Raw genomic sequence first — 24400 nt, 5'->3', positions numbered from 1 at the left:
ATGCTCAGGATCGGCATCATCGGGACCGGCGGCATCGCCGACGCCCACATCGAGGCGTACCGCGCGTTCCCCGAGTCCTGCGAGATCGTGGCGCTGGCCGATGTCGTGCCGGGCAAGGCCCAGGACAAGGCCGTGGCCTTCGGCCTCACCGAGGTCGCGGCGTTCGACGACCCGCACGCGATGCTGGCGGACGCGCGGCTCGACATCGTGAGCATCGCGACCCCGCCCTCGACCCATGCCGCCCTCGCGGTCGCTGCCCTCGACGCGGGCATCCACGTGCTCGTCGAGAAGCCCATGGCACCCTCGCTCGAGGAGTGCGATGCGATGCTCGCCGCGCAGCAGCGCTCGGGCAGGATCCTGTCGGTCGTCGCGCAGAACCGCTTCCGCGATGATCTCGCAGCCCTCAAAGACGTCGTCGACTCGGGGATCCTCGGCTCGATCTCCCACGTCCGCGTCGACTCGGCCTGGTGGCGGGGGCTGCCCTACTACGACCTCTGGTGGCGCGGCACGTGGGAGAAGGAGGGTGGCGGATGCACGCTCAACCACGCCATCCACCACATCGACCTGCTGCTCTGGCTGCTGGGCAGCCCCACCGAGATCACCGCGATGCTCGCCAACGCGCAGCACGAGAACGCCGAGGTCGAGGACCTGTCCGTCGCGCTCTTCCGCTACGACCGCGGACTCGCGCAGCTGACCAGCTCGGTCGTGCATCACGGTCAGGAGCAGGCGATCGTGATCCAGGGTGCGCACGCGCGAGTCTCCCAGCCCTTCTCGGTGGTCGCCGAGCGATCCCGTCCGGACGGCTTCCCGGAACCGGGCGGTGATCCCGACGTCGTGGCCGGCATCGAGGCCCTCGTCGCCGCACGCACACCACTTGCCCACCTCGGTCACGAAGGACAGATCGGCGATCTGCTCGCCGCCGTCCGCGAGGGACGCGCCCCGGTCTCCACGGGCCAGGACGGGCGCAACGCGGTCGAGGTCGTGACGGCGATCTACAGGGCGGGCTTCGAGCGCGGGTTCGTGTCCCTGCCCATCGCGGCATCCGATCCGTACTACCGGGCGGGCCGCCTCGTCGCGAACGCGCCGCACTTCTTCGAGAAGAAGGCCTCGCTGATCGAGGCGGCATCGTGACCGCATCCTCGTTCCCCGGCGGCACGTCGCTGTCGCACCTGGACGTCTATGCAGATGCAGCGCCCGACGGCATCTGCGGCGGGAGCCCGCACATGCACCTCGTCTCGACCGAGGCCTACGTGGTGATCTCGGGGCAGGGCGCGCTGCAGACGATCGACGCGGACGGCTTCCGAGAGACCGCCCTGTCGGCGGGATCGGTCGTCTGGTTCACCCCGGGAACCATCCACCGTGCCGTGAACCGTGGCGACCTCCGAGTCGTCGTGCTGATGAGCAACGCAGGGCTGCCCGAGGCGGGGGATGCCGTGATGACCTTCCCCCCAGAGGTCCTGGCGGACCCCGAGGCGTACGCGGCGGCGGCGTCCCTCGGAGGCGAGAGCGGCAGAGCCGCGCGCGCGTCCGCACGTCGGGACCTCGCCGTGACCGGATTCGAGGCCCTGCGGGATGCGGTCGTCGCGGGCGATCATGCGGCTCTCGACGACTTCCATGCCGCCGCGGGTGCGTTGGTGCGCGATCGTGCCGAGGCGTGGAGCGACCTCGTGCGCGCACGTCCGCTCGCGCAGGCCGAGCAGTCGCTCGCGCTCGCCGCAGCCGTCGCATCCGGTTCGGTGGCGCACCTCGCCGATGCGCGGGTGCACCAGGCCGTACCCTCGGTGGGGGATCGCGGGTACGGCATGTGCGGTCGCCTGCGCACCTACGACGTGACAGATGACGACATGACCGACAGCGCCGCGACCGACGAGGAGAACGACCGATGACCCGCACGTACACCTTCGATCCGCTGCCCGAGCCGGTCGTCGGCCCCGGAGAGTTTGTCTTCGCGGCCGTCGGCCTGGCGCACGGGCACATCCACGGGATGGTCGAGCAGCTCATCGATGCCGGTGCGACCCTCGCGCTCGTCCACGACGACGACCCCGCGAAGGTCGCCGACTTCCTCGAACGGTTCCCGCAGGCGCGGGCCGCCGCGAGTGAGCAGGAGGTGCTCCGCGACCCCGAGGTGCAGCTCGTCGCGAGCGCGTCGATCGCGAACCAGCGGGCTCCGCTCGGCGTGCGCGTGCTGGATGCGGGCAAGGACTTCTTCGCCGACAAGCCCGCCATCACCACGATCGACGACCTCGCGGCCGCGCGCGACGCCGTGGCGCGCACCGGCCGCACCTTCGCGGTCTATTACGGCGAACGGGTGCACTCCGAGGCCGCGATTCTCGCCGGCCAGCTGATCGACCAGGGTGCGATCGGCACCGTGCTGCAGGTCGCGTCGTTCGGGCCGCACCGCATCGGCGCCGGGCGCCCGGACTGGTTCTACGACCCGGAGCAGTATGGCGGCATCATCTGCGACATCGGCAGCCACAACTTCGAGCAGATGCTCCACTACACCGGCGCGACCGACGGCGAGATCGTCAGCTCGACGGTGGCGAACTACGCGCACCCTGAGACTCCTGGGTTGCAGGACTTCGGAGACGCGCACGTCGTGCTCGACAACGGCACCACCGGGTACGTGCGTGTGGACTGGTTCACCCCGGCGGGGCTCGATGTCTTCGGCGATGGCCGCACCGTCCTTCTCGGCACCGATGGGTACATCGAGCTGCGCAAGTACACCGACATCACGACCGACAACGGCGGCGGGCAGGTGCTGCTGGTCAACCAGGACGGGCAGTTCCGGTTCGATGCGACGGGCAAGACCGGGTTCCCGTTCTTCGGGCAGCTCATCCGCGACTGCCTCGACCGCACCGAGCACGCGATGACGCAGGCGCACGCCTTCACCGCGGCAGAGCTGAGCATCATCGCGCAGCGGGATGCTCGGGTGCTCGCCGGCTGACGGCATCCATCTCGTGCGGCGGAGAACTGCGCCTCGGGAGGACGGATGCGGGGGATCTAACCTCTCGACGCAGAGTTCTCCGCCCGACGCGGAGTTCTCCTCCCGACGGGTTGGTGCCGCTCGCTCAGCCGACCAGCTGGGCCGCCTGTCGCGCCGCGCCCAGCGCCACGTACTCGCCGGGCTCGGGCACCTCGACCGTGAGGCCGAGGATGTCGGGAGCGATCCGGCGCACGGCCTCGGACTGCGCGCCTCCGCCGATGAGCAGGGCGCGCTCGAGGGGGATGCCGAGCTCTCGCAGGGCGTCGAGGCCCGCGCCGAGGCCGCGCAGCATGCCCTCCACCGCGGCACGCGCGAGATTGGCCCTCGTGGTCGACGCGAGCGTCATCCCCGACAGTGATGCCGTGGCGTCAGGCAGGTTCGGGGTGCGCTCACCCTCGAAATAGGGGAGGAGTGTCAGCCCGGCCGCGCCGGGATCGGCGTGCAGGGCGAGGTCGCTGAACTCACCGTGCGTGACGCCGAGCAGGGCCGCCGTGACATCCACGACGCGCGCCGCGTTCAGCGTCGCGACGAGAGGGAGGAAGTTCCCTGATGCGTCGGCGAAGCCGGCGACGGTGCCGGTGGGGTCGATGACGGGCGTCCGGCTGATCGCGCAGACGGTGCCGGAGGTGCCGATCGAGACGACGACATCTCCCGGCGCGGCGCCGAGTCCGAGCGCCGCCGCCGCGTTGTCGCCCGCTCCTGCGCCGACGCGGCGCCCGTCGGCGTCCGTCACCCACTCGTCGTGCGCGAGCACGCGCGGCAGCACCACGTCGTGTCCGAGCGCCGCCACGAGCAGCTCGCGATCGTACTCGCCGGTCAGGGGATTCCAATAGCCGGTGCCCGAGGCGTCCGAGCGGTCGGTGACGAGCTCGTCGAGCACCGGGTTGTGGGGGCCGAAGCCGCGCAGACGCCAGGTGAGCCAGTCGTGCGGCAGCGCGACGGCCGCGACGCGCGTCGCGTTCTCGGGCTCATGGTCGCGCAGCCAGCGCAGCTTGGTGATCGTGAACGACGCGACGGGCACCAGCCCCGTGCGCGCGGCCAGCACCGAGGCGCCGAACTCGGCGATGAGATCGGCCGCGGCGCCCGCCGAGCGGGTGTCGTTCCAGAGCAGCGCATCGCGGATCACGCGCCCTGACGCGTCGAGGGCGACCAGGCCGTGCTGCTGGCCGCCGATCGACCACGCCTCGACGTCGGAGAGCGGGCCCGCCTCCGAGATCGCGTCCTCGAGAGCACGCCACCAGGACTCGGGGTCGACGGACGTCCCCTCGGGGTGCGGCGCGCGACCGGTGCGGACGACCGTGCCGGTCGCGGTGTCGACAACGACCGCCTTGCAGGACTGGGTCGACGAGTCGACCCCGAGCACCAGCGGCATGACGATCAGCGGGCGCCGAGCAGGTGCTCGGTCGCGAGCTGCTGCAGGCGGACGAAGCCGAACCCCTTGCCGCCGAAGTACGCGCTCGCGTCGAGGTCCTCGTAGGCGGCGCGGTCCGCGAGCAGGTCGTCGTACGTCTCGCCCGGGGCGAGGGTGGGTGTCGCCAGCTCATCGACGCGCGCGGCGGCGAGCGCCTCCTGCACCTCGGGGTCGGCGCGGAACGCGGCGGCCCGCTCCTTGAGCAGCAGGTAGGTGCGCATGTTCGCGGCGGCCGAGTCCCACACGCCGGTCTCGTCCTCGGTGCGGCTGGGCTTGTAGTCGAAGTGGCGGGGGCCGTCGTAGGCGGGAACGCCTCCCGGGCCGCCGTTCTCGAGCAGGTCCACCAGCGAGAACGCGTTGTGCAGGTCGCCGTGACCGAACACCAGGTCCTGGTCGTACTTGATGCCCCGCTGGCCGTTGAGGTCGATGTGGAAGAGCTTGCCGTGGTACAGGGCCTGCGCGATCCCGGCGGTGAAGTTGAGGCCGGCCATCTGCTCGTGACCGACCTCGGGGTTCACGCCCACGAGCTCGGGTCGCTCGAGCGAGTCGATGAAGGCGATCGCATGCCCGAGAGTCGGCAGCAGGATGTCGCCTCGCGGCTCGTTCGGCTTCGGCTCGATCGCGAAGCGGATGTCGTATCCCTTGTCGGTGACGTAGTCGCCGAGCAGGTTGACGGCCTCGCGGTAGCGCTCGAGCGCCTTACGGATGTCCTTCGCGGAGTCGTACTCGGCGCCTTCGCGGCCGCCCCACATCACGAACGTCTTGGCGCCGAGCTCGGCGGCGAGGTCGAGGTTGCGCAGCACCTTGCGCAGTGCGAAGCGGCGCACGTCGCGATCGTTCGAGGTGAAGCCGCCGTCTTTGAAGACGGGGGCGCTGAAGAGGTTGGTCGTCACCATCGGGACGATCAGTCCGGTGTCGGCGAGCGCGCCCGTGAGGCGGTCGATCTGCGTCCGGCGCTCGGAGTCCGTCGATCCGAAGGCGAACAGGTCGTCGTCGTGGAAGGTGAGGCCGTAGGCGCCCAGCTCTGCGAGCTTCTCGACCGCGTGCACCACGTCGAGCGCGGGTCGGGTGGGGCCGCCGAACGGGTCGGCACCGTTGTAGCCCACGGTCCACAGGCCGAAGGAGAACTTGTCGTCACGGGTGGGAGTGGGCATGTCTGCTCCTGTGCAGGTCAGCGAATAAGTTGTGAATCACAACATATCTCATGTCGGTGCGGTCGTCCACCCCCTACAGTGAAGGGATGCCGTCACAGCCGAGCCCCGCGCCGGGCACGCGCGCCCACAATCTCTCCCGCATCCTGCGGGTCGTTCACGAGGACGGCGCCCGCTCGAGGGCAGCGCTCACCGAGCAGACCGGACTCAACCGTTCGACGATCGCCGACCTCGTGGGGGAGTTGGTGCGGAGGGGACTCGTCGACGAGCGGATCCCTGACGTCGCGGGTCGGGTGGGCCGCCCCTCGCCGGTCGTGAGCGCGTCGGCACGGGTCGTCGCGATCGCGGTGAACCCCGAGGTGGATGCCATCGAGATCGCCGCGGTCGGCCTCGACCGCAGCATCCTGGTGCGCGAGCGGCTGCCCAACCGTGACACGCCCACCCCCGAGGCCGTCGCCGAGACGATCGCCGGCCGTGTGACCGCCTGGCGCGACGGCCCCCTCGCCGACGTACGCATCGAGGCCGTCGGCGTCGCCGTCCCCGGTCTCGTGCGCACCTCGGACGGCGTCGTGCGCAACGCCCCTCACCTCGAGTGGGCCGACGTGCCGCTCGCTGATCTGGTGAGGGCTGCGACCGGGACGCCGACCTTCGTCGACAACGACGCCACGCTCGGTGCCATCGCCGAGCACCGTTACGGCGCGGGGCGGGGGATCGACGACATCGTCTACCTGAACGGCGGCGCGTCGGGCATCGGCGGCGGCCTGATCATCCAGGGCCGGGCGGTCGCGGGGGTGGGCGGATACGCCGGGGAGTTCGGACAGAACCGTCCGCGCATCTCCGCGGACGGCGACCGCCGCACGGGCGACGGCGTCCTCGAAGCGGAGGTGAGCAGGCGGCTGCTGCTCGACGCTGTCGGCCTCGACGCGGTCGGCCCGCACGCCGCCGACGACGAGACGCTCGACGCCGAGCTCTCCGCCTCGACCTCGGACGCGGTGTCCGAGGAGATCACGCGCCAGGCGCACGTGCTCGCGAGCGCACTGGCCAATGCCGTCAACGTGCTCAATCCGTCCCTCGTCGTCCTGGGAGGGTTCCTCGCGACTATCGCGGATCTGCGCTCCGAGCAGATCGCGGCAGACGTCGGTGCTCTCGCGATGTCCGAGAGTGTCGAGGGGCTCGAGATCCGTCCGGCAGACCTGGGCGTGGACCGGCTGCTGATCGGAGCCGCGGAACTCGCCTTCGCCGGTCTGCTGGCGGACCCGGGGGAGCGCAGCTGACGCGCCTCACGACCCGATCGCATCCGATCGCATCCGATCCGGATGATCGGGTGGTGCGAACGGGATCGGCGCACGATGGTGGGGAAAGGAGGGCCTCGTGATCGGAACGCTCAATGCGCTGGTCGCGCTCGTGGAGAGCGACCCGCAGACAGATCTCGACATCGCCCGGTTCGCTCGTACACACGGCACGACCGAGTACCACCTCCGCCGGATGTTCTCGGCGCTGGCCGGCATGCCGCTGTCGGAATACGTCCGTCGGCGTCGCATGACCCTCGCGGGTGCCGAGCTCGCCGCGGGCGCATCGAGCGTGCTCGAGGTCGCGGTGCGACACGGCTACGGCTCTGCTGAGGCGTTCGGTCGGGCGTTCCGCGCGGTGCACGGCATCGGTCCCGTCGACGCACGCCGAGACGGTGGTCCTCTCCGTACACAATCCACGCTCCGGTTCCGCCTGAGCGTCGAAGGGAGCACCCCGATGGACGTCACCATCACCACCCTGCCCGCGCTGGTCCTCGTGGGCCATGCCGTGCAAGTCCCGCTCATCCACGTGGGAGCCAATCCGCACATCCAGGCGCACATCGCGTCGATCGCACCCGAGGAGCACGTCAGACTCGCGCGGCTCAGCGACGCGGAGCCCTCCGGGATCCTCGCCGTCACGGGCGATACCGCCCCTGATGCGCCCGAGGGCACGGAGCTCACCTATCTGCATGGAGTCTCCGTGGACCCCACGGCAGCGGTGCCTGATGACCTCGACACCATCGGGGTGGAGCCGGGGTCGTGGGCGGTCTTCGCCGCTGCAGGGCCGTTTCCCGAGACCCTGCAGAACCTCTGGGCCGCGACCGCGAGCGACTGGTTCCCGTCGAACCCGTGGAGGCTGCGACCGGGGCCGTCGATCGTCCGATACCTCGAGTTCACCGGCACGTATGCATCGTGCGAACTCTGGCTGGCGGTCGAGCGGGCGTGATCGGGTCGGGCGGGTGATGCGATCGGGCCGCACATCGCCCGCCCGATGTCGGACGTCGGTGCGACACTGTCGCCGCGGCCGGAGGTCCCACCTGGAGCGAGAGGAACGGCGATGGCGATCGATCCGAAGAAGACGCTCGACGCCTACCGGGCGAAGCGGGGTGAGTTCCGCATTCTCGAGGTGCCGGCGATGCGGTATCTGATGATCGATGGCGCGGGCGATCCGAACACGGCACCGGCCTACTCCGATGCGCTCGCGGCGCTCTTCCCGCTGGCGTACACGCTCAAGTTCGAGAGCAGGAAGGCCCTCGGCGTCGACACCGTCGTGATGCCGCTCGAGGGGCTGTGGCACGCGCCCGACATGGCGTCGTTCACCTCGCGGCGCGACAAGTCGGCGTGGGTGTGGACGCTGATGGTCATGGTTCCCGACCATGTCACTACCGAGATGTTCACCGATGCCGTCGAGGCGGTCGAGCAGAAGGCGGCGAAGAAGAAGCAGTCGCACAACCCAACGCTGCGTTCGGTGCGCCTCGACACGCTCGACGAGGGACTCTGCGTGCAGACCCTGCATGTCGGCTCCTATGACGACGAGGCTCCGGTTCTCGCCGATCTGCACGAGCGGTTCATCCCCGACAGCGGCCTGCGCATGACCGGTCTGCATCACGAGATCTATCTCAGCGACGTCCGACGGGTCGAGCCGGCGAAGCTCCGCACCATCCTCCGGCAGCCGGTCGAGCGCGTGGGGTGACCCACCGGTCCGGCGCCGGGGCCGGAGAGCACCGATGCGCCTCTCCGACCTCAGCGTCAGCCTCGGACGTGGCCGCTGCTCTCCGTCTCAGGCGTGGCCCCAGAATGCGTCTTCCGCCTGCTGGTCCTCACTGATCAGCCACACCTCCGCGATCCGCCCGGCCGCCACGCGGAACACATCGACGCCGTGCTGATCGAGATCCGCATGTCCCTCGCGCGCGGCGCGGAAGCGCACCGTCGCCGACACGAGATCGCCGCTCTCGGTCGCCGAGTCGGTCTCAAGGACGAAGGTGCCACCGCTCAGCTCCATGAAGTGCCCGAGGTGCGCCATGATCGCCTCAGGGCCGACCTTGTCGCCGGAGACCTGGCTCTTGCCCGGCTGGTGCCACACGGCATCCGCGGCGAACGTCTCCGCCAGCGCCTGCATGTCTCCCGCGGCCATGGCCGCCCCGTACTGTCCCACGATGTCGATCGCCGACATGATGTCCTCCTCGTCGTCTCGGTATTCTGAGCATCCAGCGTCTCCATACGGGCGTGGTCACTTCAACGTCACCGGAGGGATGTCGAGCGGATGAGCCCCGAGTGGACCGTGTTCTCCTCGAGCTGCCCGTCGCGCGCGTCGTTGGCGCGGGTGGCCAACAAGTGGACCGCGATGATCGTCATCCTCCTGCACGAGGAGCCGCTGCGGTTCGGCGAGCTGCACCGCAAGGTCGAGGGGATCACGAAGAAGGTCCTGGTCGACACTCTTCGCGCACTCGACCGTGACGGCATGCTCGCGCACGCGGTGGACGACGACGGACACGCACGCTATCGGCTCACCCCGCTCGGGCGCACACTGCACGAACCGCTGCAGGCTCTGCGGATCTGGGCGGAATCGCATGTCGACGAGGTCCTCGACGCCCAGGATCGCTACGACGACGAGGCCGACCGCCGACTCCTCGGCGACGGCGATGGCGTGGGCGATGGCGCCGCCGCACGCCCCGCCGATGCCTCGTCACGCGGCGATATCCTGCAGGGATGACCTCCTCCCCGAAGGATGCCGCGCGCACGGCCCAGCATTCCGACGCCTTCCGCCGTGTGGCGCGGGCGGGTTTCGTCATGGTGGGTGTGGTGCACATCATCATCGGAGCCATAGCCATCTCGATCGCTTCGGGCGGTGGCGGGGACGCCGATCAGGACGGCGCGATGGAGCAGATCCGCTCGACTCCGATCGGCGGACTGCTGCTCGCCGTGGTCGCCGTCGCGCTGATCACGCTCGCGATCTGGCAGGTCGCGAGCGGCATGCTCGCCTCGGGCGCGGAACCCCGCAAGTGGGGCCAGCGGGTGAAGCTGATCGGAATCGCCGGCGCGTACCTGGTGATCGCCGGGCTCGCGTTGATCTTCGCTTTCGGCGGCACGGTCGAGTCCGAGAAGACGTCGCAGACCCTCAGCGCGGTGGTGCTCTCCGCCCCGGGAGGGGTGGTGCTGCTCATCATCCTGGGGCTCAGCGTCGCAGGTGTCGGAGTGGGGTTCGTCGTCATCGGGTTCACGCGCGGATTCAGGAAGACGATGGACGTGCCGACGGGACCTGCGCGGCCGGGCATCATCGCCCTCGGTGTCGCGGGCTACCTTGCGAAGGGCATCGCGATCGCGGTCACCGGTGTGCTGTTCGTGGTGGCGGCGTGGACGCAGGATCCCGAGAAGGCCGCTGGCCTCGATGCCGCGCTGCGCAGCCTCACCGATCTGCCGTTCGGGCGCCTGGTGCTGTGGGTCGTCGGTGCAGGTCTCGTGATCTACGGCATCTTCTCTATGGTCCGCGCCCGCTACGCGCGGATGTGAGCTCGCGCCTCAGACGCTCGCGGGCTTCTCGCTCCACACCAGCAGGAATGCGCCGAGAACGATCATGAGGCCCCCGCCGGTCGCGCTCATGGCCTCGATGCGTCGCGGCGAGCGGCCGAACCAGTCTCGTGCCGCACTCGCGAGCAGTACCCAGATCGCATCGCAGGCCACTCCGATCGCGACGACGATCGTCCCGAGCACCAGCAGTTGCAGAGGCACCGATCCCGAGTGAAGGTCGACGAACTGCGGCAGGATCGCGAGGAAGAACGCGATCGACTTGGGGTTCGTGGCACCGACGACGAAGCCCTCGCCGAGCAGTCGCAGACCTGAGCGAGTCGGCACCGCCCCCGTCATCGCCTTCGCCGCGTCGGTGCGATGTCTGATCGCCTGGATGCCCAAGAACACGAGGTACCCGGCGCCGAGGACCTTGACGATGGTGAACAGCACGATCGACTGCGCGACCACGGTGCCGACCCCGAGCGCCACGCCGATGACGAGCAGGATCGATCCGATGGCGGTGCCCACGATGCTCAGGAAGCCGCCGACCCGTCCCAGAGCCATGGCGCGGCCGATCGTGAAGAGCACGGTCGGACCGGGGATCACGACCATGACGAATGCCGCGACGACGAAGGTCACGAGCGTGGCGGCGCTGAACATGCTGCGAGCCTAGGGCAGTTGCGTGCCAGTCGCCGGCCGTGATCGTGACCCGTCTCGCCCCGCCGGATGAGAAGCTAGAAGGATGAGCACTTCCCGCGACGTCGACGCGATCAGCCCGCCGAGCGACGGTCCCCTCACGGATGAGGAGGTGCGACGCCTCCGCCAGGACTTCCCGATCCTGCAGACCGAGGTGCACGGGCATCCGCTCGCCTACCTCGACTCCGGGGCGACCTCGCAGCGCCCGTTCTCCGTGCTGGATGCCGAACGCGAATTCGCCTCGACCCTCAACGCGGCCGTGCACCGCGGCGCGCACACGCTGGCCGCCGAGGCGACGGAGGTCTTCGAGGATGCCAGAGCGACCGTGGCGCGCTTCATCGGCGCAGACGTCGGGGAGCTCGTCTGGACCTCGAATGCCACAGAGGCGCTGAACCTCATCGCGTACTCGCTCTCGAACGCCTCGCTCGGACGGGGAGGGGCAGCGGCGGAGCCGCTGCGCCTGCGCGAGGGCGATGAGATCGTGACCACGGAGATGGAGCACCACGCCAACCTCATCCCCTGGCAGGAGCTCGCCGCGCGCACCGGAGCGACCCTGCGCGTGATCCCGCTCGACGACCACGGGGCGCTGCGGCTCGATGTGGCCTCGGACATCATCTCCGCGCGTACCAGACTCGTCGCCGTCACTCACGTGTCGAACGTGCTGGGGGTGATCAATCCCGTGGCTCAGCTCGTCGCCCTCGCCCGGGAGGCCGGTGCGCTCGTGGTGCTCGACGCCTGCCAGTCCGCGCCGCACCTGCCGCTCGACGTGCACGCCCTCGACGTCGATTTCGCCGTGATCTCGGGTCACAAGATGCTGGGCCCGACCGGGATCGGTGCGCTCTACGGCCGCCGCGAGCTGCTCGAGATCATGCCCCCGTTCCTCACCGGCGGATCCATGATCACCACCGTCACCACCACCGAGGCCTCGTACCTGCCGCCGCCCCAGCGCTTCGAGGCCGGCACGCAGCGGGTGTCCCAGGTCGTGGCGCTCGCGGCCGCGGTCGACTACCTCACCGCGGTGGGGATGCCCCGGATCGCCGCGCACGAGGCGGCGCTCGGTGCACGCCTCTTCGACGGGCTCACCGCCATCGACGGGGTGCGGGTGCTCGGCGCCGGCATCGATCTGCCGCGGGTGGGCCTCGCGAGCTTCGACGTCGATGGCATCCACTCGCACGACGTCGGGCAGTTCCTCGACGACCTCGGCATCGCGGTGCGGGTCGGGCATCACTGCGCGCAGCCGTTGCACCGCCGTCTCGGCATCACCTCGTCGACCAGGGCGAGCACGTATCTGTACACCACCGACGCCGAGGTGGATGCCGTCGTCGACGGCGTCCGGGGCGCGATCGACTTCTTCCGGAGGGGCGCATGAGTGATCTGCAGGGCCTGTATCAGGAGCTCATCCTCGACCACTCGCGCACCCCGCACGGGTTCGGGCTCCGCGAGGAGATCGCGGCGCAGTCCCACCAGGTGAACCCGACCTGCGGCGACGAGGTCACCCTGCAGGTGCATCGGGCCGACGACGGCAGTATCGAGGCGCTGGCGTGGGAGGGGCACGGATGCGCCATCTCCCAGGCATCCGCGTCGCTGCTCGCCGAGCTCGCCGAGGGACTCACCGTGCCCGAGCTCGAGGTCCGCATCGCGGCATTCCGCCAGGCCATGCGCTCGCGCGGCAAGATCGAGCCGGACGAGGAGCTCCTCGGCGACGTGGCAGCCCTGGGCGGTGTCTCGCGGTACGTGGCACGGGTGAAGTGCGCGATGCTCGCCTGGGTCGCCGTCGAAGACGCGCTCCACCGGGCGTGAGCACGCACGGGCAGGATGGAGACATGCCTGTGCGCCTGACTCCGCTCGATGACGCCCGGTTCGACGACTGGCGTGCGGCCACGCGGGAGCGCCTGCTCGCCCTCCGCCTGGAGTCGGGGATGTTCGTCGGGGGCGACGCGATCGAGAGGGTCGATGCGTTTCTCGATGAGCTGCTGCCGCACGGGCTCGCCACCGAGACCTCTCTGATCCTCACGATCGACGAGGGCGCGCATCGTCGCGGGACGGTGTGGCTCGCCGCCAACAACGGTGTGCTGTTCGTCGTCGATCTCGCGTTCGACTCCGCACCGGATGCGGCGCTGCTCGACCAGGTGCTCGAGCGTCTGAGGGAGCTCGCACGGCGGCAGAGCGTCGACCGCATCAGCATGGCCGTCTACGTCTGCGACGCCGCGAGTCGTGCGTTCGTCGAGGGGCGCGGATTCGAGGTCGCCTCGATCCAGATGCTCCTCGAACCGCTGCCGTCGCGCGATGCGCCCTCGTCTCTGGTGCTGACGCCGATGACGGCAGCCCGCTTCGTCGATTTCGCGGCGAGCTCCGAGGCCGCCTTCGCCGAGGATCTCGCATCCTCCGGCCGTTATTCGGCGGAGGATGCGGCGGTGGAGTCGCACCGGCAGATGCAGCTCGAGTTGCCGGACGGCATCGATTCCGTCGGGCAGGAGCTCTTCATCGCCGAGGTCGACGGCGAGGAGGTCGGAGTCCTCTGGATCGGCATCCGCCGTCGGGGCGGGCGCCCGCACGCGTTCATCCTCGACATCGAGATCGCGAGCGACCGACGTCGCCGAGGGTACGGGCGCGACGTGATGATCGCGGCCGAGCGGGAGGCGGCGCGGTTCGGCGCCGACTCGATCGGACTCCACGTCTTCGGTTTCAACGAAGGGGCGGTCCGACTGTACGAGAGCCTGGGGTACCGCCGCGTCGAGCAGCGCTTCCTGCTCACGGTCTGAGCGACCGACGACACGGCGCGGGTGCGGAGACACGCGGTCGCCGCGGGAATAGTGCGCCCGCTGTGACGTTGGGCCGAGCATGACAACTCTCGGAATCATCGGAGCAGGACACATCGGCAGCCAGATCGCGCGCGTCGCCGTGGCGAACGGATACGACGTCGTGATCGCGAACTCCCGCGGACCGGAGACGCTCGCGGATCTCATCGCAGAGCTCGGGCCGAAGGCGAAGGCGGCGACCGCCGCGGAGGCCGCCGAGGCGGCGGAGGTGGCCGTCGTGACCGTGCCGCTCGGCGCGATCGATCAGCTGCCCGCCGAACAGCTCGCCGGCAAGATCGTGCTCGACACGAACAATTACTACTTCGAGCGCGACGGTCACATCGAGGCGCTCGACAAGGGCGAGACCACGACCTCCGAGATGCTGCAGCAGAAGCTGTCGACGTCGCGGATCGCGAAGGCGTTCAACCACATCTACTCGGCCGACATCACCACTGACGGAACCCCGGCCGGAACCGAGGGGCGCCGTGCCCTCGCCACCGCGGGCGACGACGCCGACGCCACGGACTTCGTCACGCGTTTCTACGACGAGGCGGGCTTCGACACCGTGAACATCGGCCCGCTGAGCGAGTCCTGGCGCGTCGAGCGCGACCGTCCGGCGTACGTCGTGAAGCAGACCGCCGCAGAGCTCGAGGCGAACCTCGCGAAGGCGAACCGCCTGCCCTGAGCGACGTGCTCCGAGAGGGGGCCGGATGCTGCGGCATCCGGCCCCCTCTCGCGTGCGTGCCCCGGCAGGGTGCCCCGGCCCGGGCGCCCTGCCGGCCCGGCGGCCTCGTGCGCGGGGCTCCGAACTTGTCGGGTCGGGGCGAGGAATGAGAGGATCCGCGTATGGCGGGGGCGGGGACTGCGGGCGAACTCGAGTCGGTGAGGGTGACGCGCATTCTTCGCGACGACATCATCCTCGGGCGCCGCGCGCCCGGATCGCGGCTCGTCGAGCGCGACATCGCCGCCGAACTCCACGTCTCGCGACTGCCTGTTCGCGAGGCGATCCGCACCCTGGTGAGCGAGGGCGTGGTGGTCTCGCGGCCGCGCAGCTGGGCAGTCGTGCGAGAGTTCACCCGCCGGGACATCCAGGACTTCGGCGAGGTCCGCGAAGCGATCGAGACTCTGATCTTCCTCTTCGCCGCCGAGCGTCATACGGAGGAGGGCCTCGGCCGACTCCGCGCGGCGCTCGACCGGGAGCTGTCGGCGGCCCAGGCGGGAGACACCGAGGCCGCCCGCATGGCTGCGGGCGTATTCCACGAGGTGGCGACGGAGCTGGCGGGCAACGAGATGCTCGATGAGCTGATCGGCGTGTTCGTGACCCGGCTGCGCTGGCTGTTCGGACAGCATGACGACCTGCTCGCGATGGCCGAGGAGCACCGGGTGATCTTCGAGGCGGTCGCCGCGCGCGACACCGACACGCTGCGCTGGTTGATCCCGCGGCATCTGGCGAGCGGGCAGGCCACCGCCGAGCGGCGGCTCGCCGGCGGGCCCTCCGGGATCTGAGATCCCTGCGGGAATACCCCTCGACGGGGTACTGTTGTCTCTGGAGGGATACCCCAGGGGGGTATTCGAAACCATCGAAGGGATGCAGAGATGACTACGACCTCATACGCCGTGACCGGGATGACCTGCGGCCACTGTGAGCGATCCGTCCGCAGCGAGGTCGCGAAGCTGTCGGGTGTGACCGCGATCGAGGTGAGCGCGGACTCGGGCAGACTCGTGATCACCGCCGACGCCCCGGTCGACGACGACGCCGTGCTGGCCGCCGTCGACGAGGCCGGGTACACCGCGGTCCGTGCCTGAGATGGCCACCTCGACGGAGCCCGTCTCCTACGACCTCGATATCGGGGGCATGACCTGCGCGTCGTGCGCCGCGCGCGTCGAGAAGCGACTGAACCGCCTCGACGGCGTGTCCGCGTCGGTGAACTATGCCACCGAGAAGGCGCACGTCGAGGCCCGTGCCGGAATCGTCGTCGACGACCTCATCTCCGAGGTCGTGCGCACGGGGTACACGGCGGCACTGCCGAGGGAGGTGCAGGCGGATGCGGTCGATCCGGCGTACCGACTGCTGCGCCTGCGGCTGATCGTCTCGATCGCGCTCGCGGTCCCGGTGATCGCGATGGCGATGGCCGAGCCCCTCCAGTTCGCCGGATGGCAGTGGGCGTCGCTGATCCTCGCCACTCCCGTCGTCACCTGGGCGGCCTGGCCGTTCCACCGTGCCGCCCTGCGGAACGCGGCGCACCGCACCGTCACGATGGACACGCTCATCTCGGTCGGCGTCACCGCCGCCTTCGCGTGGTCGCTGTACGCCCTCTTCTTCGGCACCGCGGGCATGTGGGGCATGACGCACCCGTTCCGCTTCATCGAGCGCGGCGACGGTCTGGGGAGCATCTACCTCGAAGTCGCCGCCGGCGTGACGATGTTCCTGCTGCTCGGGCGCTTTCTCGAGCAGCGGTCCAAGCGTCGGGCGGGCGCGGCACTGCGCGCGCTCGGCGAGCTCGGCGCCAAGGACGTCGCGGTCGTGCGCGGAGGTCGCGAAGAGCGGATGCCGCTCGCCGACCTCGCGGTGGGTGACGTGTTCATCGTGCGGCCCGGCGAGAAGATCGCGACCGACGGCGTCGTGCTCGAGGGGGCGTCCGCGGTGGATGCCTCGATGCTCACGGGCGAGTCCGTGCCGGTCGAGGTGCACCCGGGTGACGCCGTCACCGGTGCCACCGTGAACATCGGCGGTCGGCTGCGGGTCACGGCGACGCGCATCGGTGGCGACACCCAGCTCGCCCGCATCGCACGCCTCGTGGAGGAGGCGCAGTCGGGCAAGGCCGAGGCACAGCGGCTCGCTGACCGGCTGTCGGCGGTCTTCGTGCCGATCGTGTTCGCGATCTCGGCGGTGACCCTCGTCACCTGGCTGCTCGTCGGAGGCGGCACGGCGGCCGCGTTCACTGCGGCGGTGGCCGTGCTGATCATCGCCTGCCCGTGTGCGCTCGGCCTCGCCACCCCGATGGCCCTGCTCGTGGGGACGGGGCGGGGTGCTCAGCTCGGACTGCTCATCAAGGGACCGGAAGTTCTCGAGTCGACCCGTCGCGTCGACACCATCGTGCTCGACAAGACCGGCACGGTCACCACCGGACGCATGACGCTCCTCGAGGTCATCCCCGCGTCGGGAGAGGACGAGGCCGAGGTGCTGCGCCTCACGGCCGCGGTGGAGGAGGCGTCGGAGCACCCGATCGCGCAGGCGATCGTGCGCGGCGCGACCGAGCGATTCGGCGCTCTGCCGGCGGTCGAGTCCTTCCAGAACGTGCAGGGACGCGGCGTCACCGGTGTCGTCGATACGCGAGCAGTGGTCGCCGGACGGCCCTCTCTCCTCGCCGACTGGGGGCTGCAGCTCGACCCCTCCCTCGCCGCCGCGTTCGACGCCGCCGAGCAGAGCGCGCGGACGGCGGTCGCCGTGGCGTGGGACGGACGGGTGCGCGGCGTGCTGATCGTCGCGGATCAGGTCAGGCCGTCGAGCGCGGACGCGATCGCCGCGCTGCGACAGCTCGGACTGCGACCGGTGCTGCTCACGGGCGACAACGAGCGCACCGCGCGGCGCGTCGCCGCCGCGGTCGGCATCGACGAGGTGCGTGCCGGAGTGCTGCCCGAGCAGAAGGTGGCCGAGATCGTGGCCCTGCAGCAGCAGGGGCGCCGCGTGGCGATGGTGGGCGACGGCGTCAACGACGCCGCGGCGCTGGCGCAGTCCGACCTCGGGATCGCGATGGGCACCGGAACCGATGCGGCCATCGAGGCCTCGGACCTGACCCTCGTGCGGGCCGACCTGTGGGGCGCCGTGGACGCGATCCGGCTGGCGCGGCGCACTCTGGGGACCATTCGCGGCAACCTGTTCTGGGCGCTGGCCTACAACGTCGCGGCGATACCGCTCGCGGCCCTCGGACTGCTCAACCCGATGCTCGCAGGGGCGGCGATGGCGTTCTCCAGTGTGTTCGTGGTGCTGAACAGCCTGCGACTTCGCCGCTTCCGCGGGGCGGTGTCGCCCGCCGCGCGCTAGCTGGCCGCTCGAGCCGGAGATATATTGGCTCTACGGAATCGTTCCGGATGGTCATCTTCTCCTGGGGAGCGATATGAGGGGCGTCGCGGTGGTCGCCGGTGGTCTGCTGCTCATCGGGGGATGCGTGCTCGTCGTGGTCGCGGATCAGCAGCGGGTCGACGCACTCGACGAGGCGAAGGCCGCGGTGGTGCGTGCCGAGCAGTCGCTCGAGGCCACCCGTGACGGGAACTATCGATACGCCGAGCAGCTGACGGCGCTGCGCACCGCGCTCGCCGCGCAGGAGACGCTGCTGTCCGACACCACCGGGTTCCTCCCGTGAGGGGCACGCCGTGATCCGGCGCATCTTCTCGGTCACCATGGTCGCGACCCTGCTGCTGGCTGCGGGGGTCGTGAGTCGCGCCGTGGCGCTCGACGCCGACCGCGCCGCCGTGATCGACGAGCTGCGCACGCTCGTGCAGTCCGAGCAGTCGGCGCAGATGCGCACCGACCGCCTCACCGGACTGATCGAGATCACGGAGGGGGAGATCGCCGATCGTGCAGCCGTCCTCGATGTGCGGGCCGCGTTCGTGGCCGAGCTGGCGGGTCTGCAGACGGCGCTGACGTCGGCCGAGGGCAAGGTCGACACCGCGGCGCATCGGGCGGCGGTGCAGTCCGCTCAGCAGGCCGTGCTCGCCGAGCGCAAGGACCCCGCGGTGGTCGTCGCCGCGACGGCGACGGTGCATGCCCTGATCGACAAGGTCGGCCAGGACGTCTCGGTCTGGGAGGCCGCGCAGTACGCGGCGCCCGGGGGACCTGCCTGGTCGTCGAGCGGACCCGACGGCTACGCGCGGGTGCGCGCCGCCCTCGACACGGTGGGCGGAGGCGGGGTGGGGCTGTACGAGTCGGCCTCGTGCGCCGGGGGATCGGCCGCCGCCTGCGCGAACAGCAACGGGTACATCAAGTACCGCGCGGACATCGCCCAGTGGAGCACCGAGCGACTGAACTGGGCGATGGCGCACGAGCTCGCGCACATCTACCAGTTCCGCGTGTGGGGTGCGCTCACCGCCTCGGACACGTATCAGTCGATGTTCGGCGGCGACCCGGAGTTCCTCGCGAACTGCATGGCGGTGGTGCGCGGGTATCCGGGCTCCGTCGGCTGCGACGGCGATCAGCAGGCCTGGGCCTCCGGGATCTGGGTCGGCGCCGTGCGCTGAGCCCGTCAGCCGATCGGGGTGGTCGTGTCGACCGCGTCGCGCAGGGGGCGCCGCATCACTCGCCAGTAGGCGGCGGGAGCGAGCCGCACGAGGACGTCGACGAGGCGGGCCTCCCGGCCCACCATCGTGCGCGCACGACGGCGCACCGTCGCCCGGACGATCGCGGCCGCCGCGTCCGCGGGCTCGGTGTGGTACATCGCCGCCTGCGCCTCCGCCGCCCGTGCGGCCACGGCGGGGTCGATCGCCGCGGCGTAGCGACCGTGCAGGATGATGCCGGTGCGGACTCCCGCCGGGTACACCGCCCCCACCGTCACCGTCGTCCCCTCGAGCTCGTGCCGCAGCGCCTCGGAGAAACCCCGCACCGCGTACTTGCTCAGCGCATAGGGGATGCGTCCGGCGGGCGCGGCGAGCGCGTAGATGCTCGCGAGGTGGGTGATGTGCGCGGCGGGAGACGCGCGCAGCGCGGGCAGCAGTGCTTTGGTGATCGACACGGTGCCCCAGAGGTTGACGTCGGCGAGCCAGCGCATCTCCTCCATCGTGAGCTGGTCGAGCGTGCCGAGCATCGACGATCCCGCGCACGTGATCAGCGCGGAGATCCGGGGATGCGCGGCGGAGATGTCGGCGGCGGCGGCGAAGACGGCGTCGTCGTCGCGCAGGTCGACCACGTGAGCGGTGACGGTGGTCGGGGGGAGGGCCGCGACCACCGTCGCGAGCGCGTCGGCGTCGTGGTCGATCAGAGCGAGGTGCACGCCGTCGGCGGCGAGGATCCGCGCGATCTGCGCGCCCATCCCGTTCGCGGCTCCGGTGATGACCGTCGTGCTCCCGGCGAGGGCGAGACGCTTCACTGCACTCCTCCCGACGGGGATCGAGGGTGACGTTCGGCGCCGGACAGGAGGCGACGGCGTGATCCCGATCCATTCTGGCCGAGTGCGCGACGAAGCGATACGGGTATTCTCGATGGAGGAGGTCGGGGTGGGAAGAACTGCGGATGCCGTCGCCGAAGGCGTTGCGATCGCGACCGCCGCCGCGCGCCTCGCCGTGAAGAATCACATCCTCATCGGCACGATCGCCGAGAACGGGGTGTTCGACACCGACCGGTACGTCGCCGACGCGCGGGAGGCGCTGCGGGCGATGGCCGAGGAGTCGGAGGAGATCGAGCGCAACCTGACCCAGCTGCGCAAGCGCGCCAGGGGCCGTCACTCCGATCCGTCGGGCACCCACGACTACCGCGACCGCGATGTGCGCAACCTGCGCCGCCGGGCCAAGCAGTCGCACGGTGTCGCCGCGAAGCTGCGCGACGTGATGGAAGACGACGCGGCGCTGCGCGTGATCGTCGAGGAGGCCCGCGAGGGCGCCTGGGCCGATGTGCGCCACAACCTCGATCGGCGCCTGCGCGTCGAGGGGATGCGGCCCGATCAGGACCCCGACTACGACCGGATGCGCGAGGCCAGAATGCAGGCTCTGCGGCTGGTCGACCTGCAGGCGCTGTCGTCGCTGCAGCGCGCGAAGGCCAAGCGGAGGACGAAGCAGAAGGTCGGCGTGGACGAGGACTGACCCTCGTTTCGCTTTCGCGCCGCGTCTGTTGTAGGCTGTTCTACGGCCCGCTGAGCGGTCCAGGAGCGCCCGTAGCTCAATGGATAGAGCATCTGACTACGGATCAGAAGGTTAGGGGTTCGAGTCCCTTCGGGCGCACATCAGATGGCGAACAGCAATCGCTCTGGGTATTCAGGGCGGGTCGCAGCTCGCCGACAGTCACAAGGAAAAGGTCACCCCACGGGGTGGCCTTTTCCGCATTGTGGAGCCTTCTGCGGGTGTGCCCTGCCTCCGTGCGCGCGGTCGCCGCCTCCGGGAAGTGTCGGCCTGTGCGGCGCTCCAGTCGTGATCAGTGGCCCCTGGAGTGAGAATCATGGTCGGATTGGTCGCTCGTCCGAAAAGGTGCGGGAGTATTTAGTCTCGTTGCTCAATCCAGGAGGGCGCCCGCGGGAGATACTCGAACGGGACGTAGCGGGCTGACGGCGAGGAGCTGACATGACGGATGCCGTGGTCACCTGGCGAGATCGGGCTTTCCCCGACGGCGGCGTGCCACTGGCCGAAGTCGGTGCGCAGGGATGGAATCTTCTGAACGGTGACTTCCATCTCCCGGTGGTCGCACTGCGCGAAAACGCCATCGAGCGCAACCTCCGACTGATGCGCGACTATTGCGCACGCCATGACGTGCTCATCGCCCCGCACGCGAAGACGACGATGAGTCCTGCCCTTGTCGAACGGCAGCTCGCAGCCGGGGCGTGGGGTGTCACGGTCGCCAACGTGCAGCAGGCCAGAGTCTTCCTCATGGCCGGGGTGCAGCGCATCCTGATCGCCAATCCGGTCGTCGGTCCTGCGGACCTCAGGTATCTCGAAGCGTGTCGGCGTGCCGACCCCGACCTTCAGGTACTGATGCTGGTCGATTCGGTCGAGACGGTCTCCATGCTCGCCGATCGCGCGGTTGCTGCCGGCGGTGATCTTCGCCCTCAAGCTGTGATGATCGAGCTCGGCTATTCCGGCGGACGCGGAGGGGTACGGTCCACGGAGGAGGCCGTGCGTGTCGCGAGGGCCGTTCACGAGGCCGACGGGCTGCAGCTCGTCGGCCTCGAAGGATACGAAGGACTTGTGCCCGGAGCCGACCTCGACGAGCGCCGACGTCGCGTCGCGGAGTTCCTCGGATGGTCCGCGACCGTGCTCCACGATCTCTTGGACCGCGGGATGCTTCCCGCGCGCGGCGCCCTCGTCTCCTTCGGCGGCAGCTCGTACTTCGATCTCGTCGTCACGCAGTTTCGCGAAGCCTGGAGAGGACAGCGCATCGAGGTGGTGCTGCGCAGCGGGTGCTATCTGACTCATGACCACGGCCTCTACGCGCGCACATCGCCGTTCTCAGGGCAGGTTCCGGCGCCGCTGCCGGCGCTCGAGGTGTGGGCCGAGGTGCTGTCGCGGCCGGACCCGGGTCGCGCGATCCTCGGTGCCGGTCGCCGTGACGTCTCGACGGATGCGGATCTGCCGCTGCCTGTCGCGGTGCGCCGCGACGGCCATACACGGCCGGTCGCCGGGCTGCAGGTCACCGCGGTCAACGACCAGCATGCGATGGTCGCCGTGCCGGAGAATGTCTCCCTCGAGGTCGGGGACCTCGTCTGCCTCGGTGTCTCCCACCCCTGCACGACATTCGACAAGTGGCGACTCATTCCCGTCGTCGCAGACACATACGAGGTGACCGATGCCGTCCGCACGTACTTCTGAAGCTGGGCAGCTCGCCGAGGACTCACGCTTCGATCTCCCGGAGTTCCTCGCTGATCTCGAGCGTCTGGTGACGGTCGAGTCGCCGTCGGCCGACCACGACGCCGTTGCCCGCTCGGCCCTGGTCCTCGCGGATGTCATCCAGCGCCGGGCGGGTAGGCGCCCTGAGATCCTGCGGATCGACGGGGTGGACCACGTCGTGCTGCAGGGCCGCGACAGTCGGGTCCTGCTTCTCGGTCACCACGACACGGTCTGGCCGACCGGGAGTCTGGCGGAGTTGCCGTTCTCCGTAGAAGACGGTGTCATCCGGGGCCCCGGGTGCTTCGACATGCTCGTGGGCGTCGTGCAGATCGCGCACGCGCTCGCGATGCTTCGAGCGAGGCATGGCGATGCGGTGCTCGACCAGGTCACGGTGCTGGTGACCGGTGATGAGGAAGTCGGCTCCGTCACCTCACGTGAGCTGATCGAGTCGAGAGCGGTCGGGTGTCGCGCCGCTCTCGTGCTCGAGGCCGCTGGACCGGGCGGCGCGCTGAAGACCCAGCGCAAAGGAGTGTCGTTGTACGAGCTCGAGGTGCTCGGGAGGGCTGCGCACAGCGGTTTGGAGCCCGAACGGGGCATCAACGCCACGGTCGGCGTCTCTCACCTCGTGATCGCTCTGGCGGACCTGGCCGATCCCGGGGCGGGCACCACTGTCACGCCGACACTCCTGTCGTCCGGTACGACTGGCAACACAGTGCCCGACCGGGCCACCGTGGCCGTCGATGTCAGGGCGACGACTGTCGCTGAGCAGAAGCGGGTCGACGCGGCGATCCGTGCGCTGGGGCCCGGTGTCGAGGGGGCGACCCTCGTCGTGCACGGAGGGGTGAACCGCCCGCCCCTCGAGGCGGCAGCGTCCGCCGACCTCTTCGCGCGCGCGGCGAACCTGGCCGCAGATCTCGGCCACCCGCCGCTCAGAGGAATGGCAGTGGGAGGCGCGTCGGACGGCAATTTCACAGCGGGCGTGGGCGTGCCCACCCTCGACGGGCTCGGCGCTGTCGGCGGAGGCGCGCACGCACGCGACGAGCACGCCGAGATCCGCGAGATCCCAGCGCGCACAGAGCTGCTGGTGACCTTGGTGCACGACCTGATCAGCGACGGTTCGTGAGCATGTGCCTGGAGCGTTCGCTGCCCTGCGCCAGTTCGTAGAGAACGGTGATGAGCCCCAGCACATCCTCTGCGTTGTCGAGCGTCGCGGTGATGGTGCGGTCGGCGGCGCGAGTGCAGCCGGGGATGCAGGCACCGAGTTCGGCGGCCACGGGTGACGGCATGTCCACCTCGAGTGTGAGGGGGAGCGCCGTGACGGGGCGGCGGAGCGCGGCAGCGCCGGCGACCGCGCGAGCGGCTCCTGCACGTACGAGCTCGCGCGCGACGCTCGGCGCGACCGTGTCGGTGGCGGAGAACCCGTGCGCTTTCTTGACTGTCACGATCGTCGCACCGGCGAACGCGTCGGAGGCGATGGCTCCGATCACGTCGTCGCCCGTGACGAGTCCGATGGGCACGCCGAGAGAGGCTGCGTAGATGGCATTGACCTCGGCCTCGGAGACGCGGGCCCCGTTGATCCGCACCTCGCCGAAGTGGGCCGAGAAGGTGTGCGCCAGCACCCCTGGTGCGCCAGCCGGCGCGTGGTATCCCACGAACAGGGCGACATCGCAGTCATCCGTGAGGCCCTCCGCCATGCACTGGGCCTTCGGCGATCCGAAGACGAGGCGGGCGCGCGGGTCGAGAAGGTCGTGCAGCAAGTTGTCCATCGTGCCGTGGGAGTCGTTGACGAGCACGCTGCTCGCCCCACCCTCGAACGCTCCGGCGATCGCCGCGTTCGCCTCGTGCGTCATGAGCTCTTGAGCTCGTGCGTATCCGGTGCCGCCGCGGACGACCTGGTCGAGGGTCGCGACGCCGGCGACACCCTCCATATCGATTGAGATGTAGACCTTCACCGTTGACTCCTCGTTCTCGTGGGCGACTCTAGTCATTGTGGCCGCGGCGACAGCGTGAGCGATGGTGCGATCGACCAGTATCCAGGC

At 70.0% G+C, this 24400-nt stretch carries 26 protein-coding genes and 1 tRNA gene; 21 read left to right on the top strand and 6 right to left on the bottom strand.

The genetic code is table 11. From position 1 onward, the window contains the following. From FQ142_RS14390 to FQ142_RS14380, 3 genes are read left to right on the top strand one after another with little or no spacing between them, the layout of a single operon-like run. Positions 1-1131 carry a Gfo/Idh/MocA family protein gene (locus FQ142_RS14390; protein ID WP_149423847.1) on the top strand — a complete coding sequence of 377 codons (1131 nt, stop codon included), beginning with the start codon at positions 1-3 and terminating at the stop codon, positions 1129-1131. Continuing rightward, on the top strand, positions 1128-1886 hold the full coding sequence (locus tag FQ142_RS14385) for a cupin domain-containing protein (protein WP_149423846.1): 759 nt from the start codon (positions 1128-1130) through the stop codon (positions 1884-1886). The genes FQ142_RS14390 and FQ142_RS14385 overlap by 4 nt, the downstream gene beginning before the upstream one ends. Further along, positions 1883-2944 (top strand): Gfo/Idh/MocA family protein, encoded by a 1062-nt coding sequence (locus tag FQ142_RS14380; RefSeq protein ID WP_149423845.1) that lies wholly within the window; start codon positions 1883-1885, stop codon positions 2942-2944. Before FQ142_RS14385 ends, FQ142_RS14380 begins: the two co-directional genes overlap by 4 nt. A gap of 124 nt (positions 2945-3068) precedes the next feature. Here the strand turns inward: FQ142_RS14380 and xylB are convergent, their stop codons facing one another. Together xylB and xylA are read right to left on the bottom strand one after the other, a co-directional pair. Continuing rightward, the gene (xylB, locus tag FQ142_RS14375) at positions 3069-4355 is read right to left on the bottom strand and encodes a xylulokinase (protein ID WP_149423844.1); all 1287 of its coding nucleotides are present in this window, start codon (positions 4353-4355) and stop codon (positions 3069-3071) included. A gap of 5 nt (positions 4356-4360) precedes the next feature. Continuing rightward, positions 4361-5548 (bottom strand): xylose isomerase, encoded by a 1188-nt coding sequence (gene xylA / locus FQ142_RS14370; RefSeq protein ID WP_149423843.1) that lies wholly within the window; start codon positions 5546-5548, stop codon positions 4361-4363. 86 nt (positions 5549-5634) lie between these two features. Here xylA and FQ142_RS14365 point away from each other — a divergent pair, with 86 nt between their 5' ends. The 3 genes from FQ142_RS14365 (at position 5635) to FQ142_RS14355 (ending at position 8527) form a co-directional block, all read left to right on the top strand. Continuing rightward, complete coding sequence (locus tag FQ142_RS14365) at positions 5635-6819, top strand: ROK family transcriptional regulator (RefSeq protein WP_149423842.1); 1185 nt, start codon at positions 5635-5637, stop codon at positions 6817-6819. A 97-nt stretch (positions 6820-6916) separates the two neighbouring features. Beyond that, positions 6917-7780, top strand: coding sequence for an AraC family transcriptional regulator (locus FQ142_RS14360; protein ID WP_149423841.1), 864 nt, complete (start codon positions 6917-6919; stop codon positions 7778-7780). 111 nt (positions 7781-7891) lie between these two features. Continuing rightward, on the top strand, positions 7892-8527 hold the full coding sequence (locus FQ142_RS14355; RefSeq protein ID WP_188042413.1) for a GyrI-like domain-containing protein: 636 nt from the start codon (positions 7892-7894) through the stop codon (positions 8525-8527). 87 nt (positions 8528-8614) lie between these two features. Here the strand turns inward: FQ142_RS14355 and FQ142_RS14350 are convergent, their stop codons facing one another. After that, positions 8615-9007, bottom strand: a complete 393-nt coding sequence (locus FQ142_RS14350; protein WP_056412891.1) for a nuclear transport factor 2 family protein — start codon at positions 9005-9007, stop codon at positions 8615-8617. Between the two features lie 90 nt (positions 9008-9097). On the opposite strand from FQ142_RS14350, the gene FQ142_RS14345 reads away from it, so the two are divergent. Both FQ142_RS14345 and FQ142_RS14340 read left to right on the top strand, forming a co-directional pair. Beyond that, positions 9098-9547, top strand: coding sequence for a winged helix-turn-helix transcriptional regulator (locus FQ142_RS14345; RefSeq protein WP_149423839.1), 450 nt, complete (start codon positions 9098-9100; stop codon positions 9545-9547). After that, the gene (locus FQ142_RS14340) at positions 9544-10344 is read left to right on the top strand and encodes a DUF1206 domain-containing protein (RefSeq protein WP_149423838.1); all 801 of its coding nucleotides are present in this window, start codon (positions 9544-9546) and stop codon (positions 10342-10344) included. Before FQ142_RS14345 ends, FQ142_RS14340 begins: the two co-directional genes overlap by 4 nt. A gap of 9 nt (positions 10345-10353) precedes the next feature. On the opposite strand, the gene FQ142_RS14335 is transcribed toward FQ142_RS14340, so the two are convergent. Further along, a complete protein-coding gene (locus FQ142_RS14335; RefSeq protein ID WP_149423837.1) occupies positions 10354-11001 on the bottom strand; it encodes a LysE family translocator in 648 nt (215 codons plus the stop codon). Between the two features lie 82 nt (positions 11002-11083). Here FQ142_RS14335 and FQ142_RS14330 point away from each other — a divergent pair, with 82 nt between their 5' ends. The 9 genes from FQ142_RS14330 to FQ142_RS14290 all read left to right on the top strand — a co-directional run bounded on the left by FQ142_RS14330 (position 11084) and on the right by FQ142_RS14290 (position 19073). Beyond that, positions 11084-12406, top strand: coding sequence for a SufS family cysteine desulfurase (locus FQ142_RS14330; RefSeq protein WP_149423836.1), 1323 nt, complete (start codon positions 11084-11086; stop codon positions 12404-12406). After that, the gene (sufU, locus tag FQ142_RS14325) at positions 12403-12837 is read left to right on the top strand and encodes a Fe-S cluster assembly sulfur transfer protein SufU (protein WP_149423835.1); all 435 of its coding nucleotides are present in this window, start codon (positions 12403-12405) and stop codon (positions 12835-12837) included. Before FQ142_RS14330 ends, sufU begins: the two co-directional genes overlap by 4 nt. Positions 12838-12860: 23 nt before the next feature. Next, entirely contained in the window at positions 12861-13799 is a 939-nt protein-coding gene (locus FQ142_RS14320; protein ID WP_149423834.1) for a GNAT family N-acetyltransferase, read from the top strand. Positions 13800-13878: 79 nt separating this feature from the next. Beyond that, positions 13879-14520: an NADPH-dependent F420 reductase gene (locus tag FQ142_RS14315; protein ID WP_149423833.1), complete on the top strand. Its 642-nt coding sequence runs from the start codon at positions 13879-13881 to the stop codon at positions 14518-14520. Positions 14521-14723: 203 nt separating this feature from the next. Next, positions 14724-15341: a GntR family transcriptional regulator gene (locus tag FQ142_RS14310; RefSeq protein WP_262492162.1), complete on the top strand. Its 618-nt coding sequence runs from the start codon at positions 14724-14726 to the stop codon at positions 15339-15341. 90 nt (positions 15342-15431) lie between these two features. Continuing rightward, positions 15432-15641: a heavy-metal-associated domain-containing protein gene (locus FQ142_RS14305; RefSeq protein WP_149423831.1), complete on the top strand. Its 210-nt coding sequence runs from the start codon at positions 15432-15434 to the stop codon at positions 15639-15641. A 1-nt stretch (position 15642) separates the two neighbouring features. Continuing rightward, a complete protein-coding gene (locus FQ142_RS14300; protein WP_149424149.1) occupies positions 15643-17880 on the top strand; it encodes a heavy metal translocating P-type ATPase in 2238 nt (745 codons plus the stop codon). Between the two features lie 73 nt (positions 17881-17953). Next, positions 17954-18199, top strand: coding sequence for a hypothetical protein (locus FQ142_RS14295; RefSeq protein ID WP_149423830.1), 246 nt, complete (start codon positions 17954-17956; stop codon positions 18197-18199). A 10-nt stretch (positions 18200-18209) separates the two neighbouring features. Next, positions 18210-19073 (top strand): hypothetical protein, encoded by an 864-nt coding sequence (locus FQ142_RS14290; RefSeq protein WP_235564000.1) that lies wholly within the window; start codon positions 18210-18212, stop codon positions 19071-19073. A 5-nt stretch (positions 19074-19078) separates the two neighbouring features. Here FQ142_RS14290 and FQ142_RS14285 read toward each other — a convergent pair whose 3' ends face one another. Beyond that, the gene (locus FQ142_RS14285; RefSeq protein ID WP_149423829.1) at positions 19079-19918 is read right to left on the bottom strand and encodes an SDR family NAD(P)-dependent oxidoreductase; all 840 of its coding nucleotides are present in this window, start codon (positions 19916-19918) and stop codon (positions 19079-19081) included. A gap of 127 nt (positions 19919-20045) precedes the next feature. Here FQ142_RS14285 and FQ142_RS14280 point away from each other — a divergent pair, with 127 nt between their 5' ends. The 4 genes from FQ142_RS14280 to FQ142_RS14265 all read left to right on the top strand — a co-directional run bounded on the left by FQ142_RS14280 (position 20046) and on the right by FQ142_RS14265 (position 23484). Next, complete coding sequence (locus FQ142_RS14280; RefSeq protein WP_188042412.1) at positions 20046-20627, top strand: asparagine synthase; 582 nt, start codon at positions 20046-20048, stop codon at positions 20625-20627. 65 nt (positions 20628-20692) lie between these two features. After that, positions 20693-20765 (top strand) — tRNA-Arg (locus FQ142_RS14275). A 336-nt stretch (positions 20766-21101) separates the two neighbouring features. Continuing rightward, entirely contained in the window at positions 21102-22343 is a 1242-nt protein-coding gene (locus FQ142_RS14270) for an alanine racemase (RefSeq protein ID WP_149423828.1), read from the top strand. After that, positions 22321-23484, top strand: a complete 1164-nt coding sequence (locus FQ142_RS14265; RefSeq protein ID WP_149423827.1) for a M20 family metallopeptidase — start codon at positions 22321-22323, stop codon at positions 23482-23484. The genes FQ142_RS14270 and FQ142_RS14265 overlap by 23 nt, the downstream gene beginning before the upstream one ends. Here the strand turns inward: FQ142_RS14265 and FQ142_RS14260 are convergent. Further along, entirely contained in the window at positions 23468-24313 is an 846-nt protein-coding gene (locus FQ142_RS14260; RefSeq protein ID WP_149423826.1) for a M55 family metallopeptidase, read from the bottom strand. The genes FQ142_RS14265 and FQ142_RS14260 overlap by 17 nt on opposite strands. Positions 24314-24400: the final 87 nt, after the last annotated feature.

Source organism: Microbacterium sp. ANT_H45B (assembly GCF_008369345.1).
Lineage (GTDB): Bacteria > Actinomycetota > Actinomycetes > Actinomycetales > Microbacteriaceae > Microbacterium.
Note: the sequence above shows the minus strand (reverse complement) of the source record. Positions and strands in the feature narration are given on the sequence as shown.

Coding starts and splice junctions, on each gene's coding strand:
- FQ142_RS14390 (WP_149423847.1), top strand. CDS start 1: ATGCTCAGGATCGGCATCATCGGGACCGGCGGCATCGCCGACGCCCAC.
- FQ142_RS14380 (WP_149423845.1), top strand. CDS start 1,883: ATGACCCGCACGTACACCTTCGATCCGCTGCCCGAGCCGGTCGTCGGC.
- xylB (WP_149423844.1), bottom strand. CDS start 4,355: ATGCCGCTGGTGCTCGGGGTCGACTCGTCGACCCAGTCCTGCAAGGCG.
- xylA (WP_149423843.1), bottom strand. CDS start 5,548: ATGCCCACTCCCACCCGTGACGACAAGTTCTCCTTCGGCCTGTGGACC.
- FQ142_RS14365 (WP_149423842.1), top strand. CDS start 5,635: ATGCCGTCACAGCCGAGCCCCGCGCCGGGCACGCGCGCCCACAATCTC.
- FQ142_RS14355 (WP_188042413.1), top strand. CDS start 7,892: ATGGCGATCGATCCGAAGAAGACGCTCGACGCCTACCGGGCGAAGCGG.
- FQ142_RS14350 (WP_056412891.1), bottom strand. CDS start 9,007: ATGTCGGCGATCGACATCGTGGGACAGTACGGGGCGGCCATGGCCGCG.
- FQ142_RS14345 (WP_149423839.1), top strand. CDS start 9,098: ATGAGCCCCGAGTGGACCGTGTTCTCCTCGAGCTGCCCGTCGCGCGCG.
- FQ142_RS14340 (WP_149423838.1), top strand. CDS start 9,544: ATGACCTCCTCCCCGAAGGATGCCGCGCGCACGGCCCAGCATTCCGAC.
- FQ142_RS14335 (WP_149423837.1), bottom strand. CDS start 11,001: ATGTTCAGCGCCGCCACGCTCGTGACCTTCGTCGTCGCGGCATTCGTC.
- FQ142_RS14330 (WP_149423836.1), top strand. CDS start 11,084: ATGAGCACTTCCCGCGACGTCGACGCGATCAGCCCGCCGAGCGACGGT.
- sufU (WP_149423835.1), top strand. CDS start 12,403: ATGAGTGATCTGCAGGGCCTGTATCAGGAGCTCATCCTCGACCACTCG.
- FQ142_RS14320 (WP_149423834.1), top strand. CDS start 12,861: ATGCCTGTGCGCCTGACTCCGCTCGATGACGCCCGGTTCGACGACTGG.
- FQ142_RS14315 (WP_149423833.1), top strand. CDS start 13,879: ATGACAACTCTCGGAATCATCGGAGCAGGACACATCGGCAGCCAGATC.
- FQ142_RS14305 (WP_149423831.1), top strand. CDS start 15,432: ATGACTACGACCTCATACGCCGTGACCGGGATGACCTGCGGCCACTGT.
- FQ142_RS14300 (WP_149424149.1), top strand. CDS start 15,643: ATGGCCACCTCGACGGAGCCCGTCTCCTACGACCTCGATATCGGGGGC.
- FQ142_RS14295 (WP_149423830.1), top strand. CDS start 17,954: ATGAGGGGCGTCGCGGTGGTCGCCGGTGGTCTGCTGCTCATCGGGGGA.
- FQ142_RS14270 (WP_149423828.1), top strand. CDS start 21,102: ATGACGGATGCCGTGGTCACCTGGCGAGATCGGGCTTTCCCCGACGGC.
- FQ142_RS14265 (WP_149423827.1), top strand. CDS start 22,321: ATGCCGTCCGCACGTACTTCTGAAGCTGGGCAGCTCGCCGAGGACTCA.